The organism is Vibrio sp. T13N (assembly GCF_032970445.1).
In the GTDB taxonomy this organism is placed as follows: domain Bacteria; phylum Pseudomonadota; class Gammaproteobacteria; order Enterobacterales; family Vibrionaceae; genus Vibrio; species Vibrio diabolicus.
Genome location: NZ_JAWJYE010000001.1, coordinates 413,073 through 431,818 on the forward strand (window position 1 = coordinate 413,073; position 18,746 = coordinate 431,818).

12 protein-coding genes are annotated in these 18,746 nt (G+C 46.4%); 5 read left to right on the forward strand and 7 right to left on the reverse strand.

Going from position 1 to position 18,746, the window contains the following annotated elements; genetic code table 11:
- Window positions 1-3 precede the first annotated feature (3 nt).
- Together R2S67_RS01905 and R2S67_RS01910 are read right to left on the reverse strand one after the other, a co-directional pair.
- Window positions 4-471 carry a YjiG family protein gene (locus R2S67_RS01905; RefSeq protein ID WP_005458317.1) on the reverse strand — a complete coding sequence of 156 codons (468 nt, stop codon included), beginning with the start codon at window positions 469-471 and terminating at the stop codon, window positions 4-6.
- The gene (locus tag R2S67_RS01910; protein ID WP_104970429.1) at window positions 471-1,208 is read right to left on the reverse strand and encodes a nucleoside recognition domain-containing protein; all 738 of its coding nucleotides are present in this window, start codon (window positions 1,206-1,208) and stop codon (window positions 471-473) included. Before R2S67_RS01910 ends, R2S67_RS01905 begins: the two co-directional genes overlap by 1 nt.
- A 448-nt stretch (window positions 1,209-1,656) precedes the next feature.
- On the opposite strand from R2S67_RS01910, the gene R2S67_RS01915 reads away from it, so the two are divergent.
- Both R2S67_RS01915 and R2S67_RS01920 read left to right on the forward strand, forming a co-directional pair.
- Window positions 1,657-1,944 (forward strand): hypothetical protein, encoded by a 288-nt coding sequence (locus R2S67_RS01915; protein ID WP_308322742.1) that lies wholly within the window; start codon window positions 1,657-1,659, stop codon window positions 1,942-1,944.
- 96 nt (window positions 1,945-2,040) lie between these two features.
- Entirely contained in the window at window positions 2,041-2,757 is a 717-nt protein-coding gene (locus R2S67_RS01920; RefSeq protein WP_256950660.1) for a DsbA family protein, read from the forward strand.
- Window positions 2,758-2,824: 67 nt separating this feature from the next.
- Here the strand turns inward: R2S67_RS01920 and R2S67_RS01925 are convergent, their stop codons facing one another.
- The 5 genes from R2S67_RS01925 to R2S67_RS01945 all read right to left on the reverse strand — a co-directional run bounded on the left by R2S67_RS01925 (window position 2,825) and on the right by R2S67_RS01945 (window position 13,124).
- Entirely contained in the window at window positions 2,825-4,885 is a 2,061-nt protein-coding gene (locus R2S67_RS01925) for an alpha-amylase (protein ID WP_317341882.1), read from the reverse strand.
- Between the two features lie 180 nt (window positions 4,886-5,065).
- Entirely contained in the window at window positions 5,066-5,743 is a 678-nt protein-coding gene (gene mtgA / locus R2S67_RS01930; RefSeq protein ID WP_317341883.1) for a monofunctional biosynthetic peptidoglycan transglycosylase, read from the reverse strand.
- Window positions 5,744-5,894: 151 nt separating this feature from the next.
- Complete coding sequence (gene glgB, locus R2S67_RS01935; RefSeq protein ID WP_317341885.1) at window positions 5,895-8,090, reverse strand: 1,4-alpha-glucan branching protein GlgB; 2,196 nt, start codon at window positions 8,088-8,090, stop codon at window positions 5,895-5,897.
- A 282-nt stretch (window positions 8,091-8,372) separates the two neighbouring features.
- Window positions 8,373-10,553 (reverse strand): 4-alpha-glucanotransferase, encoded by a 2,181-nt coding sequence (gene malQ / locus R2S67_RS01940; protein ID WP_005396760.1) that lies wholly within the window; start codon window positions 10,551-10,553, stop codon window positions 8,373-8,375.
- A gap of 117 nt (window positions 10,554-10,670) precedes the next feature.
- Window positions 10,671-13,124, reverse strand: coding sequence for a glycogen/starch/alpha-glucan phosphorylase (locus R2S67_RS01945; protein WP_317341886.1), 2,454 nt, complete (start codon window positions 13,122-13,124; stop codon window positions 10,671-10,673).
- A gap of 735 nt (window positions 13,125-13,859) precedes the next feature.
- Between R2S67_RS01945 and malT the strand changes: the two genes are divergently transcribed.
- From malT to R2S67_RS01960, 3 genes are all read left to right on the forward strand, one after another.
- On the forward strand, window positions 13,860-16,568 hold the full coding sequence (malT, locus tag R2S67_RS01950; protein ID WP_005396763.1) for an HTH-type transcriptional regulator MalT: 2,709 nt from the start codon (window positions 13,860-13,862) through the stop codon (window positions 16,566-16,568).
- Between the two features lie 580 nt (window positions 16,569-17,148).
- Window positions 17,149-18,066 carry a DUF368 domain-containing protein gene (locus R2S67_RS01955; RefSeq protein ID WP_041853110.1) on the forward strand — a complete coding sequence of 306 codons (918 nt, stop codon included), beginning with the start codon at window positions 17,149-17,151 and terminating at the stop codon, window positions 18,064-18,066.
- Between the two features lie 251 nt (window positions 18,067-18,317).
- Window positions 18,318-18,743 (forward strand): hypothetical protein, encoded by a 426-nt coding sequence (locus R2S67_RS01960; protein WP_256949527.1) that lies wholly within the window; start codon window positions 18,318-18,320, stop codon window positions 18,741-18,743.
- Window positions 18,744-18,746 lie beyond the last annotated feature (3 nt).

Genomic DNA, 18,746 nt, shown 5'->3' on the forward strand with positions numbered 1-18,746 from the left:
CCCCTAAACAAATAAGTTCATGACTAGCATTGCGCCAAATGCGTTCAATACGGAAATCGCAATCATGATTGGGATGTAACGACCTTCAGTACCGATAGGTCCCATAATTCGACCCATGTACTGAACCTGTGAGCCCATTAGGTAAATTGCAGGTGCAAGAATCGCGATGTGCGTACCGTTCAAGATGCCTTGGTCAAACAATGTGATAACCACGCCAACTGCCCCGCCCATCGACATCCAAGCACCAATCAGCACCGCAGCCGCTTCACCTGGCAAACCAAAAACCGCCATTACTGGAGAAAACACCGAGCCCATCAAATCCAACGCGCCAGTGATCTGCAACGCCTTAATGATGACAAACGCCATAAGTACGTTAGGCACGGTTGATGTTGTCGCAATAACCCAGCCTTTTTTAGCGCCTTCAACGAAAATATCTGTCACCATCGGCTTACTTACTTTTACGTCACTCATTACGCCGTCTCCTCTTTTAAGTTCTCAGATTTGTTTTGCTCTTGCTTGTCTTCTTTACCTTCTGTGATGTTTAGGTAGATACGGAATAAGTTCGCGCCCACAATTTTAAACAAGAACATCACCACAACCGCCAAACCAATAGAAGACGTTACGGCAAGCGAACCATCCGCCATCGTCAGCGTAAACAGCACCGCCCCTGAGGAGAAAAAGTTAACAATGGTGGCACCAGCGGTGAACTGGAACATAGTGAACACATCGGTTTCGCGTTTGGTAAGATGGCCTTCATCTTTAAGCTGACGAGTCATCGCCGCACCTGCGTCGGTACTTTGCAGCGAAGCGATAAGAGCCAAACCAGAGTTACCTGGGATGCCCATTAGAGGACGTAGAAGAGGAGTAAGAAGCTTACGAGCTGCTTCAAGCGCACCATAGTGCTCAAGTACATTGATCATACCCAATGCGAACATAACGGTAGGAATCAAAGTAAGTGCAAAAATGAAACCGTCACGTGCACCGCTACCACCAGTACCACGAAGCGACGTTGTTGCAACTTGCACACCGTCAGCCGTTTCGGTAACACCATAAGCCACCTTGCCGAAAGAGCCATTCAACGTGGTGAAATCAAATACGCCATACCATTCGTTCGATTGCATGAGACCAGAAAAGAAGACGACCGCAAACGCCAGTGCAACGTAGCACCCCAGCGTAACTTTGCGCTCGGTTTGAACAGGATTTTTCATAACATTACCTACACATGTGGGACAGGACACATATGTTCACTCGAATAATGTGCTAGAGAGATGATCAAAATCAATCCGCCTGCCGAACATTCTGGCGACTCAGTTATGAAGTTTTGTTTTATGATTTTAATCACATTTGAAAGATAATAAAAATTTGTGCTAACAATTAGGTATATTAATCTATATCGATACCTCAGGAATTCTTCATCAATCCGACCAATGATTCCAACGAATATTGCTTTCTACAACATTCATGACGTACTTCATACTTTGGCATTGAGGCGATATCGATTAACTCGAAAGTAACATTCCATAATGAAATTTAGGTTAGGATTGTCCGGTCACATGCAAACGGCATAAACCAGAATCAACAGGACTAGGCAGCCCATTGTTACGCTCACAACCTAAAATAGCCAAGTGGACACTCGCCCTCGTGTTTTGGGTGGTGATGGTATGTTTAAGCCAAAACTCCGGCTTCTCGAAAAGCTGCCCTAAGGCTCACCAAATACAGAGTCAGCAAGATGAAAGTGTGAATTTATCACCATCTTGCGACCTTTCAGAGAAGCTGGTTCAAGCGTACCAACACCAGTTGGACCATATTCTTATTCCATTTTTTCTGTTTGCTTTGATTGTGGCGCTGCCGATGGCATCCACAGCAATTCGTTATCTGGAATACACAGAACCGATACCGGAAAAGTATCGGGTTCACCTAAAACTTTGCGTGTTTAGAGAATAAACCCAGCAAGGCGAGAAACCCGCTCGCCTGACTTTTGTACGTATTTTATTCACTTCACATAACAAACAACGAAATCTAAAAGTTTTAGGAAATATTATGACATTCACTCGTACACTTTTGGCGTTAACGATGGCTATCGTACCTGCCGTATCTTTCGCATCAGAAAAGACCTCAGAACAAAAGCTAGAGGAAATTACTCAGATACTAAAAGAGAACCCTCAAATTCTTGATTCATTGCACCAAAACCTGCAAGAGTACATTGCGTATCAACAGTCATTTGGCGACACCTTGAAGGAGGTTCGTCAATATCTGAATGATGGCAAACATTCCTCTTTTGGAGCTGAAACCCCAGAGTTAACCATTATTAACGTAACGGACTACAGTTGCCCTTTTTGTAAACGTTTAGAAGGAGAACTGGTCAAAGTTGGTAAGGAATACCCGCAGATAAAAGTGCTTAACCTCAATGTCTCTTTTAAAGAACAATACGAGAAAAACGGCTACAACTCGGCAAGTTACGCATTAAATGTTTGGCAAAAACAGCGAGATAAGTACGAACAAGTGCATGAGTTATTGGTGAAAAAACCGGGCGCACATGATGCACGCTCGTTAAAGCAAATCGCGAAGAAAACAGGGACAGAAGCGCAGCTTGTCGACGACAAAGAGACCAAAGCGCTGCTTGATAAGAACTATCAGTATTTCACGCAACTTGGTTTACGCGGCACGCCTGCGTTGATCATTAATGATCAAGTCATTCCTGGCTATGTGCCGTTTGACGAGCTAGAAAAAGTCATCGACCAAGAACTGGCGAACTAAAACAACAAAGCCCTTCCTTGATAACTCAAGGAAGGGCTTTTTATTTATCGACATAAAGAGCGTTTAGTTACTTATTACGTCCTACAAACGCCACGACGACTTTGTCATTGCCAAGCGAACGAGAGAACACATACGCGCCTTCTTGTTCAATCACTTCGTGCTGACCCGCACCAATCGCTGGGTGCGCTTTACGAAACTGACCAAGGGTTTGCCAATGTTTCAGCAGCGCTTGCTTCTCATCCGATAGTTTCCATACCATGTCAGAGCGTGTGCCTTGGTGGAAATCATCCGCGTAAGGGCCAATGTTACGACCTACTTCATCACCATAATAAACCTGAACCGCACCTGGGCTAAGAAGCAATGCGTTCGCCGCGTTACGTTGCATGCCGTAATCTTTAAAACGTGAGAAAAACAACTCCGTATCGTGAGAAGACATGTAACTGACTGGGTTGAAGTCTTTCTCGTTCGCGATAGTTTCCGCATAGCTTTGGTAAGTGTCTGCCATTTGGCTAAAGCACGCCGCGCCTTTGTCTAGCTTCTTCTGCATATCGAAGTTGATCAACGCGTCAAAACCATCATCGAAATAAGGGCTGCGATACGCGGTGTGTCCCCAGACTTCGCCCATCATCCAGAACGGCTGACCTGATTTGCCATTTTCTTTACGCCACTGCTCTAGGCTGTTCGATGCCTCTTCTTTCAAGCGTTTCCACACATCACCTTCAACGTGTTTCACCGTATCGACGCGATAGCCATCAATGCCAAAGCGTTTCACCCAATCAGTTTGCCACTCAATTAGATAATCCGAGACGGTGTAATTGTCACGCGCCTTTACGCGAGTACCAGGGTTATCCAATAACCATTGCGCTGGCTTCACGGTTTTGTCTGATTCGGTGATAAAGTCAGGCAAACCCGCCAATGACATAGTGATATCACTGCTACCCGGAGCTGGGTATCCCGGTAGACCTGTTCTTACCCAGTCACCGCCCCACCATTTCGACCAGTTAGGACTCTGATAATCAATATTCTGGTGATAGCTATGCCAATTTTCACCCGCTTTTGGTTGCCAGTCGCCCCATTTCTTGGGCAGATCGGCATTAGGCTTTAACACATCGATACCGTCGAACTGTAGATCCGCCAATGTTGAGTAACCAGAATGGTTGATAACCGCATCCATCAAGACTTTGAGGCCTCGTTTGTGCGCCTCTTCCACCAGCGTTTTTAAATCTTCTTCGTTACCGAAGTTCTCATCAATCTTGGTGAAATCGCGCGTCCAGTAGCCGTGGTATGCATAAAACGGAAATGAACCACTATCGCCACCACCGACAAAGCCGTGCACTTGCTCAACGATTGGCGACAACCAAATCGCGTCTGTACCTAGGCTCTTAATGTAATCCAGTTTCTCAATCACGCCTTTAAGGTCACCGCCGTGGAAAGTACCTATCTCTTCTTTGCCGTCTTTTTTGCGACCATAACTGTTGTCGTTACTTGCGTCTGCGTTGTTGAAACGGTCGACCATCACGAAGTAAATGTTGGCATTGCGATAATCAAATGGCACCGCTTCTTTGGTTTTCTGTACAGGCTCTAAAAGCACTAGGCCGCCAGAGTCTTTGCTTGGCGTCAGCGATACTTGCTGATCTTTCACTTCAACCATTTGCCCCGAGTAAGCATCTCGCAACTTGGTGCCATCCGGGAAACTATCACCTAACGCAATAGTGACTTCTCCGCCTTGGTAAACCTCACATTGCACTTGTGGGATTGGGCGTTTGAACTCTGTCTTGGTGGCTTTCTTGGGTTCGCGCTTAAAGCGCAGTGTTTTCGCTTCCGCATCAAAAGCGAAAGAGTAATCGCCGGTAAAACGGATTTTTAACGGTAGTTCCGTTGGCTTACCGCAGTTCAGCGCAAGAGGTTTGTTGAACTTCACTTTCTGACCATCGGGTGCAACGCAGTCACCTTCAACGCCCGTGATTTTTAGCGTGTATCCGTCTTTGGTTAGAGGCACAACCAAAGGCTGTTCTGCACTTAGTGGGAAGTCACGGCTGTTGGTCGTGGTAGAAATGGTGATGTTAGGCTCGGCGATGGCACTTGCCGACGCAAGCAGTAAAGTAGTGGTAATCAGGTTCAGTTTCATCGTTCAGTCCATTGGCAGCACATGGTAACCATGCACATTTATTAGTTTTATTCACACTAATTGTGCCTAGATAAGAAACTGAACACATCATTCTAACTGCCTACGCCCCAAAGGTTGTGACGCTTCACATTTTATTGATATAGGGGCGTAGTTCTATTTAAACACAATGGATTGAGGGACTTAAAGTTGCACGCTGCCAAGATTGCTCATTTGGTTCATCGCCCATCTTGTGCGGCGAGCAGTGTAATCACTTTGTGGATAGACTTTGATTCGATATGGGTTTGGCAACACCACGGCTAAACGCGCTGCTTGCCACTTCGAGAGTTGCTTTGCACTGACACCAAAATAATTCTGCGCCGCCGCTTCAGCGCCGTAAATACCGGGACCAAATTCAACCACATTTAGATACACTTCGAGAATGCGCTCTTTGCTCCACATCAGCTCCATTAGCAAGGCAAAGTAAAGCTCGTAAGCCTTGCGAGCGTAGGAGTGAGAAGGAAACAAAAACACATTTTTCGCAGCTTGTTGGGTAATGGTGCTCGCGCCTCTCGACGGACCATTATCACCGGCCTCGGAAATCACGTCGAATAGCGATTCGAAGTCCAATCCATAGTGATGAGGGAATTTTTGGTCTTCGGTCGCAATCACCGCTAACTGCATATTTTTTGAAATACGCGACAAGGGTACCCATTCGTGTTGGCTGCTGTCTGGATAGTTCTTTGGTGGCGCAACAATGCGGCTTAACTTCCATCCCCATATTGGCGGATCGACATATTTCACCACACCAACCAAAACGACTGGGGCGATCAGTAATATCAACACCATTTTAAATAGAAATGACTTAAGCCTTTTCAACATGTGTGGCTCCCCAATGCATTAGCGATTGATGATAAACAAACCAGCGAGCTTGCCTGATTCAATCAGGAACAACAAGTTTTCGAGGTAAAAAACAGGTCAAAAAAAGCCCGATTTACATTGTAAAACGGGCTTAGAATTTGATTAGGTTGAATTATTTGTTCAGCTTGTAGAACACGGTTGAAAGTGGTGGTAAACGAAGCTCAAGTGATTGAGGCAGTGATTCACTTTCGACTTTTTCCGTTTTCACACTGGTCTGCACTTTAAAATCGCTGCCGCCGTATTTGCTGTCGTCCGTGTTCAGCAGCAGTTCGTATTGACCTGCATTTGGAACACCTAAACGGAAACGCTCGTGTGGTACGGGCGTAAAGTTGGTGATGATGAGAATACGCTCACCCTCTTTACTGATACGCTCGTGCGCTAGGATGCTTGCATCTGCCTCGTCTTGTAGACGCCACTCAAAACCAGCAGGAACACAATCTTGATTGTGCATCGCCGCTTCATTGCGGTACAAGTGGTTCAAATCGCGCATCAGCTTTTGAACGCCTTGATGACGTTCGTATTCCAGCAAGAACCATTGCAACTGATCATCGTGATTCCACTCCGCCGTTTGGCCGATTTCCGCGCCCATGAAGTTCAGCTTTTTGCCCGGTTGACCATACATGTAACCGTAGTAAGCACGTAGGTTTGCGGTTTGCTGCCATTCATCGCCCGGCATCTTGTTATGGATAGAACCTTTGCCGTACACCACCTCGTCGTGAGAGAGAGACAAGACGTAGTTTTCGCTGTGCGCATAAACCAGCGGGAAGGTGATAGTATTGTGGTGGTATTTGCGGTGAACAGGATCTTCTTTGATGTATGAAAGACTGTCGTGCATCCACCCCATATTCCACTTGAAGCCAAAACCTAAACCACCCATAAAGGTTGGCGCAGACACCCCCGGAAACGCCGTTGACTCTTCCGCAATCGTCATCGCATTCGGGAAGTGCTTGTACACTTCTTCGTTCATCCATTTTAAGGTTGCGATTGCGTCGTAGTTTTCGTTGCCACCGTCGACGTTCGGTACCCACTGATCGTGGCTACGTGAATAATCGAGATAGAGCATCGACGCGACTGCGTCCACGCGAATGCCATCAATATGGAATTGTTCAAACCAGTACAGCGCATTCGATACAAGGAAGCGACGCACATGTTCACGACCTAAATCGTAGATGTACGAATTCCAATCTTGGTGCCAACCGCGACGTGGGTCCGGGTCGTGGAACAGCGGTGTACCGTCAAAGTTTGCTAAACCGTGGTCATCCGATGGGAAATGCGCAGGAACCCAATCCAACACCACACCGATACCAGCTTGGTGACACGCATCCACGAAGAATTTGAAATCATCAGGTGAGCCAAAACGGCTGGTTGGCGCAAACAAGCCAACGGGTTGATAGCCCCATGAACCGTAGAATGGATGCTCAGACACAGGCATCAGCTCAACGTGGGTGTAGCCCATATCCACAAGGTATGGCACCAACTGCTCCGCGAGTTCGCGGTAGTTGAGGAAATCGCCCTTCTCGTTGCGCTTCCATGACCCAGCATGCAGCTCATAAAATGATAACGCTTCATCACGCTTTTGCGTCACTGCGCGATTTTGCCATTTCGCATCTTGCCATTGGTAACGCTTGTGATCGTAAGTAATGGACGCGAACGATGGGTACTGCTCAGAGTAAAAACCCCAAGGGTCTTGTTTGTGTGGCAGCCCTTCCCCATTTGGCCCTTTGAGCTCAAATTTGTACTGAACGCCTTCTTCTAAGCCAGGAATGAACAAGCCCCAAATGCCATAATCTAAACGTTGCATTGGGTGACGACGACCGTCCCATTGGTTGAAGCAACCCACAAGGCTAACAGCCGATGCATGCGGTGCGTAGACAAGGAAGCGAACACCGGAGATGTTTTCACCGCCACGTTCTAGCGTGACAAAGTGTGCGCCCATATAGTGATACATGTCTTTGGGCGTATGCAGATGCTCGTACTCTTGGTAAATATTGTGGTACTGGTACGGGTCATCAATAATTTGTTCAACACCATTCCAATCGACCGCCAAACGGTAGTGGGTCAGGTGTAAATCGAGTTGTTCTTTTAAGATAAAACCGCTGTCACCATCACGCTCAAGCGCCACGCGAGGTTCGCCATTAACAAGCAGTTCAACCTTGTTTGCGCCCGGCATCCACACTCGCAGCGATCCTTCGCCATCATCAATGAATGGCCCCAACGCCGAAAATGGGTCTGAGTAAGCCGCCTCAGCAAGCAGTTCATATGCGCGTTCGTGTTGTTTCTTTATTTTCTTGGTTTTGGTGGTTTTCAAATCTTTCTCCCTAGAGCCAATATCCTTTTCAAGACCAGAAATCTGAATCAAACATCGGTTTCTCCACAGCCAACGTTGTGAACTCACAAAAGACTTCGCTTAAAACATGTATGCATCAAGCGATGTCAAAAACAAAAAATGCCCGCTATTGTCGCGGGCATAATAACGGTACTTCATCCTAACGGATTGTGTTTTCGGAATGAGTGACCTAGACGGAACTTTCGTACCTCTGAGCTAACAAAATTGGTAATCCGCTCATTCATCTACGTCACTCTACGCATCTTATTTGCTCGCCTGTGCGCGAACTTCAGTGAGGCGTTTAGAAATGCGATTCACATCTTCACGGCTGAAGATTTCATCTAGGTTCATCGACAATTTACGACGCCAGTTTGGATACTCATCCACCGTGCCAGGAATGTTGACCGGTTGATCCATTTCTAGCCAGTCTTCAAGCTGAACGCTAAGCAGTGCAGAGTCACCCGCTGCTACGTGCAGTTGCAGCGCTTCGCTTAGGTACGAGTCCATCGGTACGTACTGAGCATCATGACCAATGCCTTCTGGCAAATAGCCGTGCCAACGAACGCTGTCTAAGATACCTTGCTTGCACTTCAAGCGATCAGCAAATAAGCCTTCCAACTGTTTTTCATCTGGGTAAAGGCCAATCTCACGACCCATTTTCAAATCATCGCAGTGCCAGAAACCACGCAGGGTTGGCATGTCATGCGTACACAGTGCCGCCATCGATTGCTCTGCGTAGTGCTTCGGAGAAATGAACCCACCGTCTTCTTTCGAAGTTTCGAAGAAGAATACTTTGTATGAGTGCACACCTGCATCGCGTAGGATATCGACGATTTCATCTGGCACAGTACCCAAGTCTTCACCAATCACAGAGCACTGATGACGGTGTGACTCAAGCGCTAGGATTGCGAGCATGTCTTCCACTGGGTAGTACAAGTACGCGCCTTCTGTCGCCTTCTCGCCTTTTGGAATCCACCAAAGGCGAAGCAGGCCGAGCACGTGGTCGATACGCAATGCACCACAATGCTTCATGTTGGCACGTAGCAACTTGATGTACGCGTCGTAGCCAGTCGCTTCTAAAACTTGAGGGTTAAGCGGAGGCAGACCCCAGTTTTGACCCAGAGGACCAAGTACATCCGGCGGCGCACCGATACTTGCGTCTAACACTAAGTTACCGTCGTCGGCCCAAGTTTCACTACCTGAGTCGGCAACACCGACAGCAAGGTCACGGTACAAGCCCACAGCCATGCCTTTTTCTTCTGCCAGTGACTGCGCTTCTTTGATTTGATCGTCTGCGATCCACTGTAGGTACATGTACAAGTGAACGCGGTCTTGGTTGTCTTTGATGTATTTCTGAGTACCGGCTGCGTCGAATGTGCGGTATTTCTCAGGGAATACAGGCCAACCCCACATGTTTGAATCTTCTGCGTGTAAATCAGCATGAAGCGCATCGAATGCAGCTTGGTGTAGCAAGCTGTCGCCGCCTTTTTCTACAAAGTCCAAGAATGCACGAGCGCGGTCGGTGTTTTTGTCTAAATGGCGAGCTTTGAACTCACTAAACAGCAGCGGAAGAACGCTCATTTTCAGTTGCGAAACTTCTGTGTAGTTCACCCAATGAGAGTCACGTGCTTTTTGTAGACGCTGTTGAAACTCTGCACTGCCAACACGTTGCTGAGCTTCAGCACTCAGTGCGAATTCAGGTACAGAACTTACGTCGATGTACATGATATTCAACCAACGACGAGAAGACGGGCTGTATGGGCTCGCGCCTTCTGGGTTCGCTGGGAACAGTGAGTGAATCGGGTTCAAACCAATGAAGTCACCGCCACGAGAAGCGATATCGCTCACCAACTGTTTTAGGTCACCAAAATCACCGATACCCCAGTTGTGCTGAGTACGCAGTGTGTAAAGCTGGATACTAGGACCCCATAGCTTTTTATGTTGGTTTAGATCGTCTTGTTTGAAACACGCTTTCGGCGTGATGATCAATGACATCTCGTAAGGCGTTTTACGACGCTTACGGCTGACAATCAATTTGTGATAACCCCAAGCCAAGTTCTTTGGCAATGCAAACACTAGAGGGCCACCCTCAGCACGCTCATCACGAACAATTTGGGACTGAAGATAGCCTTCAAGTACCTCTCCTTGTTCTGTTTCTAAACGCCAGCTGAATTCACTCTCACGAGCACTCGTACCTAGGTTTAGTTCCACTTCGACTGGTTCGCCGTCGCGTAAAACAAGAACAGGGGCTAGTACGTCTTTTTTATGTTTCTTTTCAGCAGAAGCCAATAGTTTTTCATCGCTGCTAGTATCGTAGCCAAGCGAAGCGAGCAAGCGGCGTAGCGTCTCCTCAGACACTTTTGCCTCATCTCCCCAAGCACTGACATAGCTATCAGCCAATCTCGCCATTTCCGCGACTTTCTTTAATGCTGTTTGTTCTTTCATCGCTTTCTCCGAAGGTAATACCAACACCTTCCATGTAGGGTTTTATTGTTATCAATAACTTCTTTTGGAAAATGACCAAAGGTAGCGCTTGGCTACCTTGGTCTTAACTCTGTTCTATTAACGGTGAACCGCTTTTAGTTTCCAGATGTTGTTCACATAGTCGCGAATTGAGCGATCTGAGGTGAACTTGCCGACAAGGGCGGTATTAAGAATGGCTTTCTTCGCCCAGCCAGCTTGGTCTTTGTATTGTTCGCTCATGTCTTCGTGCGCTTTCACGTAAGATGCGAAGTCCGCAAGACATAAGTACGGGTCACCACCATCTAGTAGGCTGTCGTACGTTGCACGCAGTAAGCCTGGTTGACCTGGAGTGAATTCTTCACCCAGTAGTAGGTCCATAGACGCTTTGAGTAGGTGATCCGCATTGTAGTAATCAAATGGGTTGTAACCTTGAGCTTTCAGCGCTTTCACACCTTCAACGTCTAGACCGAAGATGTAGATGTTCTCATCGCCTACTTCTTCACGAATCTCAACGTTAGCACCATCCATCGTACCGATCGTTAGGGCACCGTTAAGCGCCATCTTCATGTTACCAGTACCTGATGCTTCTTTACCCGCAAGTGAAATTTGTTGTGATACGTCCGCCGCAGGAATAATAATTTCAGCCATACTCACGCGGTAATCAGGAATGAAGACCACTTTCAGCTTGTTGCCGATGCGAGGGTCGTTGTTCACTTTCTCAGCAATCTTGTTAATAGCGAAAATGATTTCTTTCGCTAGGTGGTAACCCGGTGCCGCTTTCGCTGCGAAGAACACAACGCGAGGCACACATTCGAAGCCTGGTTCGTTAATAATGCGATGGTACAGAGACAGTACGTGTAGAAGGTCTAAGTGCTGGCGCTTGTACTCGTGCAGACGCTTGATTTGAACATCGAAGATCGCATTAGTATCGAGTTCGATACCCATGTTCTCTTTCACCCAGTTAGCTAGGCGTTCTTTGTTCTCTTTCTTCACTGCCATGAATTCTTTCTGGAATTTCTCGTCAGTGGCGTACTTAGCAATGCCTTCTAGTTGCTCTAGTTTCGCTGGCCATTCTGGGCCGACTTTCTCTGTGATTAGCTTAGAAAGACCTGGGTTACAGAACTTCAACCAACGACGTGGCGTAATACCGTTCGTTACGTTGTGTAAACGTGTTGGGTACATTTCGTGGAACTCTGGGAATAGGTCTTTCTTAACCAATTCAGAGTGAAGTGCCGCTACACCGTTTACTGCGTAAGAGCCAATTACACATAGGTTTGCCATGCGAACCATGCGGTGGAAACCTTCTTCGATGATAGAAAGCTTCTGTTGTTTCGCAACATCACCCGGCCACATTACACGTACGTCTTGTAGGAAGCGGTGGTTGATCTCGTAAATGATCTCCATGTGACGTGGTAGTAGGTGCTGAATTAGCGACTCTGGCCATGTCTCTAGTGCTTCTGGAAGTAGCGTGTGGTTTGTGTACGCGAATGTTTGAGAGCTGATTTCCCAAGCCGCTTCCCAAGTTAGACCTTTTTCGTCCATCAGGATGCGCATTAGCTCAGGAATCGCAATCGTCGGGTGCGTATCGTTAAGCTGGATAGTCTCTTGCTTCGGTAGATCCGCTAGCGAGTAGCCAGCTGCTTCGTGGCGACGTAGGATGTCACGTACAGACGCAGCTGAGTGGAAGTACTGTTGCATTAGACGAAGTGTTTTACCTTTCTCGTGGTTGTCATTCGGGTAAAGCACTTTAGTGATGTTGCCTGCGTCGATCAGTGCGTGCTGCGCTTCGAAGTAGTCACCGTTGTTAAAACTTGCTAGCGAGAATGGTGCAATTGCCTGACATTCCCAAAGACGTAGCGGGTAAACCGTGTCTGATTCGTAACCCACAATTGGTAGATCCCAAGGCATTGCTCTTACAGACATGCCAGGAACCCATTTGCGAACTTCTTTACCGTTCTCGTTAACCACTTCAACGTGACCGTAGAAACCGATCTCTTGTGCGAGTTCTGGACGAGCAATTTCCCAAGGGTAGCCTTCTACACCACGCCATGCGTCAGGTGCTTCTTGCTGGCGACCATCTTTGAAAGACTGTTTGAACAAACCGTATTCGTAGTGCAAGCCGTAACCGACGGTTGGGAATTCTTGTGCCGCACATGAATCCATGAAACATGCCGCTAGACGACCAAGACCACCGTTACCCAATGATGGGTCACGTTCTTCTTCTAGCAGGTCAGTTAGGTTGTAACCCAGTTCAGCCATTGCTTCTGTTACTTGTTCGTACAGACCCATGCTGATTAGGTTGTTACCCGTCAAACGACCGATAAGGAACTCTAGCGAAAGGTAGTTAACGCTCTTCGCACTTTTAATGCGTGGATCTTCTTCAGTAGCAAGCAAATCTAAAGTAGTGAACTCAGCCAGTGCATGACCCATTGCTAGGTACCAAGCGCGGCTGTCTGCGTTTTCAATCGTGTGAGCGTAAGTTACAGATAGGTGTTTCTTTACGCTTTCTTGGAACGACTTCTTGTCAAATTGTTTTTGTTGAGTAGGTTTCATTACGAAATTCTCACGTCTTTTGGTAATTCATCTGCCATACATCGTGCATTTACCTCTGTGAATAAACATCCTCCTAATTCTCCTCCTTTGAAGGAGGAGGGCTGAGGGCGTAGAGGGGGTACCATTGCTAGGTTAGTGATCCAAATCTCAACAAAGTGAGCTTTGCTCCAGTTCTTAGTGATTTTGATCACAATGGAATATGAGAAAGGTTAAAACCCGTTCATGACGCTTTTTATAGCCCACTCATCTGATGATGTGAAAATTGTAATATTGGTCACATTAACTTGGTTAACATGGAAAGATTTTTCATAATCGATGTGCAACGAGATCTTAATACGTTCGACACAAAAGATATTTAAGTGACAAAAATCACAAATAAAGGGCGTAGTTGATGGTAAATCCATCAACCCTTGAGAATTAGGAAGTGGATCAAAGTAACGGACATTTCTGATGTCGTAACATCCCACACGGCTCACAGGATTGTACGCTTTTTATACAAACTAGAATTAGGCGGTGTGAGTTATTTCTAGTTTTCGCTAGCTTTTATATCTAAGTGACCGTATGGAATGCTTTTTCAGACGGATGCAAGCCCCAACAAGAGGCGACATCAACCAGCATTCAAACAGTTTTTGATGCCGGTGAAATCATTCAGTAAGACGAAGCTTTCGAGGGGGCCTTACTGAAATGATCATGTCGCAATCACTTGGGTATACATAAATAAGGACATAATTACTAATGTGGATTCCATCTAAGCTTACTCGACCAGGACGCCTGCACAATGCCATCGTGCGCCCACGAGTGTTGGACTTACTACAGCAAGCGCCTTACTACAAATTGGTTTTATTCCGCTCCCCAGCAGGTTACGGAAAAACCACCATGGCAGCGCAGTGGCTATCCGATAAACCAAACGTCGGTTGGTACAGCATTGATGACAGCGATAACGACGGCTTTCGTTTTGTGAACTACCTACTTCAAGCATTAAACAAAGCCACCAACTTCAGTTGCTCTAACGCACAAAAACTGGCGGAAAAACGCCAGATCTCTTCTCTACGTTCTTTATTCAGCGAAGTATTCGCGGAAATGGCTGATTTTCATCAAGAGTGCTATGTGGTGCTTGATGACTATCACTTGATCACCAACGATGAAATTCATGAATCCATGCGTTTCTTCTTAAAACACATGCCAGACAACCTCACCGTTGTGGTAACAAGTCGTGCAGCGCCGCCTCTGGGTACTGCAAACTTACGTGTTCGTGATTTAATGATCGAAATCGGCAACGAGATGTTGGCGTTCGATACCGAAGAAACGACTCGTTTCTTTAATCAGCGTATTGCCGATGGCATCGACGAAGACATGGCAAACAGCCTCAGAACCTATGTGGAAGGTTGGCCATCGGCGATGCAGTTGATCGCGTTGCAAGCGCAACATCAAAACCGTACATTGGCACAAACCGTAGAGTCGGTATCTCAGTTCAATCACGCGCATTTGTGGGATTACCTGGTCGAAGAAGTATTTGACCTACTCGATCACGAAACTCGTCATTTCTTGATGCAAGTTTCCGTGCTTGACCACTTCAATGATGAGTTGGTGTTTGCCCTCACCCAACGCGAAGATGCGCTTGGTTTGATCGAATCATTAAACCGCTACGGCTTATTCATTTACCCGCTCGAAGGGGAGCAAAACTGGTTCCGATTCCATAACTTATTTGGTGAGTTTTTGTCTCATGAGCGCCAAGCGCGTATTCCTCAGCAAGAAAAAGATCTCCACCGCAATGCAGCTGTTGCCTGGTTACAACAAAAAGCACCGCACCAAGCGATTCACCATGCACAAAAGTCGAACGATAAAGACTTGGTGGTAGAAATTCTAAACGAATTCGGCTGGAAGATGTTTAACCAAGGCGAGCTCAGCACACTGGAAAGCTCAATTAATAAGTTGGATGCTGAGCTTCTGTTCAGCCACCCAAAACTTACAATGCTCCGAGCTTGGTTGGCTCAAAGTCAACACCGTTATAACCAAGTAGGCCACTTGCTTGAAGAAGCGGAAGAGGAGCATAAAAAGCGTAACATTGAGTTAGATATTCATTATCAAGGTCAAGCAAACGCGCTGCTTGCTCAAGTGGCTATCAACAGCAACCAGCCAGAGAAAGCACTCGAATTAGCGGAGCTAGCACTTAGCCAACTTGATAACACGATTTACCGTAGCCGCATTGTGGCAACTTCGGTTGTTGGCGAAGTTAACCACGTGCTAGGTAAACTCGACCGCGCGTTACCGATGATGCAACAAACCGAAAAATTGGCGCGTCAGTACCAAGTTTACCACCAAGCGTTATGGGCGATTTTACAACAAAGCGAGATTTTGATTGCGCAAGGTTACGTACAAGCCGCCTTTGAGCTGCAAGATTCCGCATTCCGCCTGATTGAAGATCAGCAACTTCAACATGTTCCTCTGCACGAGTTTTTGCTGCGTATTCGAGCGCAAGTGCTTTGGTGCTGGAACCGACTTGATGAAGCAGAAGAATGTGCCTACCGAGGTCTACAAATTCTCGAAAACCATTCGCCAAGTAAGCACTTACACAGCTACTCGATGCTGGCGCGTATTGCGGTTGGCCGTGGCGAGCTAGACAAAGCCGGTAAATTCATTGAGCACATTCAACATTTGATGAAGCAGTCGACTTACCACGTAGATTGGACAGCAAACGCCTCACTATCGTTGATCCTGTTTTGGCAAGCGCGCGGGAATACCGATGCAATGCAAGAATGGCTCAACACTGCGGTTCGTCCTGAATCGGCATGCAACCACTTTTCACAATTGCAATGGCGTAACATTGCACGCGCACACATCAACTTAGGTCAATATACCGAAGCGCGCGCAGCATTAGATTTCCTCCAAAGTGAAGCTCGTCGAACCAACCTGATCACAGATACTAATCGCAACTTAGTGGTCGAAGCGGTGTTTGCTGCTCGTCAAAAAGACGAAGAGCAAGCAAAAGCTTTGCTAAAAGAAGCGTTAGTGATGACAAACCAGACGGGGATGGTAGGTAATTTCCTCATTGATGGCGCCACCATTGGCGGGCTACTGGAGAAGTTAAGCCTCCGCCATGAGTTAGGCGATCTAGAACGTCACCGCGCTCAACAATTGATGAAGGATATTTCCTCCAATCAGCGCAGCCGCTCTATTCACTTTGATGAAGACTTCATTGAGAAACTGGTAAACCACCCTAACGTACCGGAACTGGTTCGCACAAGCCCACTGACTCAACGTGAGTGGCAGGTGCTTGGTTTGATTTATTCTGGTTTCAGTAATGAGCAAATCGCGCAAGAGCTTGATGTGGCAGGCACCACGATTAAAACCCACATTCGCAACTTGTACCAAAAGCTCAATATCGCCAATCGTAAAGAGGCCATTGTGACAGCTGAAAATTTACTCCAGTTGATGGGGTACTGATCAGCTCAAGAAAACAGATTAAAACCTAAAGTGAAATACAAGGGGTTGGCGTGATGCGTCAGCCCTTTTTTATGAGTCTAGAACGAGAGAAGTGCAATTTGCAAAGCACGTAAGTAACGTTGTTCATATAAAAAAATAGCCAACCGCAATAATCGCGATTGGCTTATATTTAGTGTGAACAAATTGTATTCACTAACAACGTCAGTTGGCTAGGTGACCCTCGGCTTAAGAAGGGTCGAGCAGTATTATGCATTAATCATGCCAAAATGCAAAGACTTATTTTTGGGCACAGGATCTCATATAAAGTGAATTTGTCTATATAAAATATAGCAAAACGCAAATTCAATTATCAAATTGCATTTGCATAATGCAACAGGCGTAGCCATTGATAGTACAGTTAATCATCTCAATAATGTAAACCAAATATTAAGATATCGTTGTATTTGAATCACCTCATAACCTGTAACAAAAATAAGCAATTGCTTGGATATAAAACCCAGTAGCTACAGCACTATTTCATACTTTTTTCGTCGCAATGTTTGTATACTCTGTGCCATCGAAACGACTTAGCATTAGAGCAATGAACTACTTAATTACTTTCTTCAAAGGAATCGCCATGGGCGCAGCAGATGTTGTTCCTGGCGTATCAGGCGGCACCATCGCGTTTATCACCGGCATTTACGATACGCTGCTTGAGAGCATTCGACGCATTAACCCATCACTTTTCTCTATTTGGCGAAAAAAAGGGGTTAAAGCCGCCTTTAATCACATCAACGGTTTCTTCCTTATCGCTCTGTTTGCCGGTATTTTCACCAGCATTGCTACGCTAGCAAAGTTGATCACTTGGCTTCTTGACACACACCCCATCCCACTTTGGTCATTTTTCTTTGGTCTGATTTTGGTATCGGTCTATCACATTATTCGTCAGGTTGAACAACGTGATCTTATCCGCTTTGTGACTCTACTTGTTGGTGTCGGGTTTGCTTACAGCATCACCGTGCTTAAACCTCTGCACATGGAACCAACGGCCATTAACACATTGTTCGCTGGTGCTATCGCGATTTGCGCGATGATCTTACCGGGCATCTCTGGCAGTTTTATCTTGTTATTGATTGGGATGTATGCGCCAGTATTAGCCGCCGTGAAAGGCTTCCAAGTCGATACATTAGCGCTGTTTTTGTCAGGTTGTGTGATTGGTTTGCTGTCCTTTTCGCATCTATTGTCGTGGTTACTACGCAAGTTCCGCGATTTCACTCTGATGTTTTTGACAGGCTTAATGATTGGTACGTTACCAAAGATTTGGCCTTGGAAAGAAACCATCACTTGGCGCACCAATTCAAAGGGTGAGCAAGTGCCCTTGCTACAGCACAACCTATCACCATTTGAATTTGAACACGTAACATCACAACCTTCTCAGTTAGTGCTTGCCGTTGTGATGATGCTCGCTGCCATTGCGCTGGTTTTGAGTCTCGAAAAATTTGCAGATTCAGACAAGTAACTGCGGTATCAAATCAATACGGAATCAACAAACAAGAACGGAGCCAATTGGCTTCGTTCTTGTTTGTTGGCAAAGAGAAAATCATCGCAATTGAAAATCTTTATGGGCTTGATTCAACAGCCCCTAAGCCGCGCGGTTATTTTGCTCTCTGTCATCGAGGCACAACGCACAATTTATCTAGGCCACGAGTTGGCTAATGACGCTTCTGTGCTACGATGCAGGTAATGTTAAGTGATAAATGCTGAACCTTAATGAAAGTGTTACAAATCGCCGCTGTTTCAGCCGCACTGGTTGCGGGATTTTATGCCCCGACTTTACTAAAAAGCTTTTCTTCATCCACTCCGATCAAACCGATAGATGAGTATTGCTTTCTCTCTACTGCCTCGTGCGTTCAAGAGAATGTTACGATGACGCTCAACGCAGATACTGCTCAACCCTTGGTCCCTACTACTCTGAATGTTGAGTGGCGCACAAGCGATGCTGAACAACTCGTCCTAAGCCTTTCAGGAAGAGAAATGGAGATGGGAGAACCCAAGTTTTTACTGAAGCAAGTCGCTCCCGGTCAATATCAAGGTGACATCATTCTGCCGGTTTGCACTCAAGACGCCATGACCTGGGTTGGTGAACTCAGTGATGGAGAGAGTACCGTTTACCCTGCTATAAAAATGCAAAGATAAGGA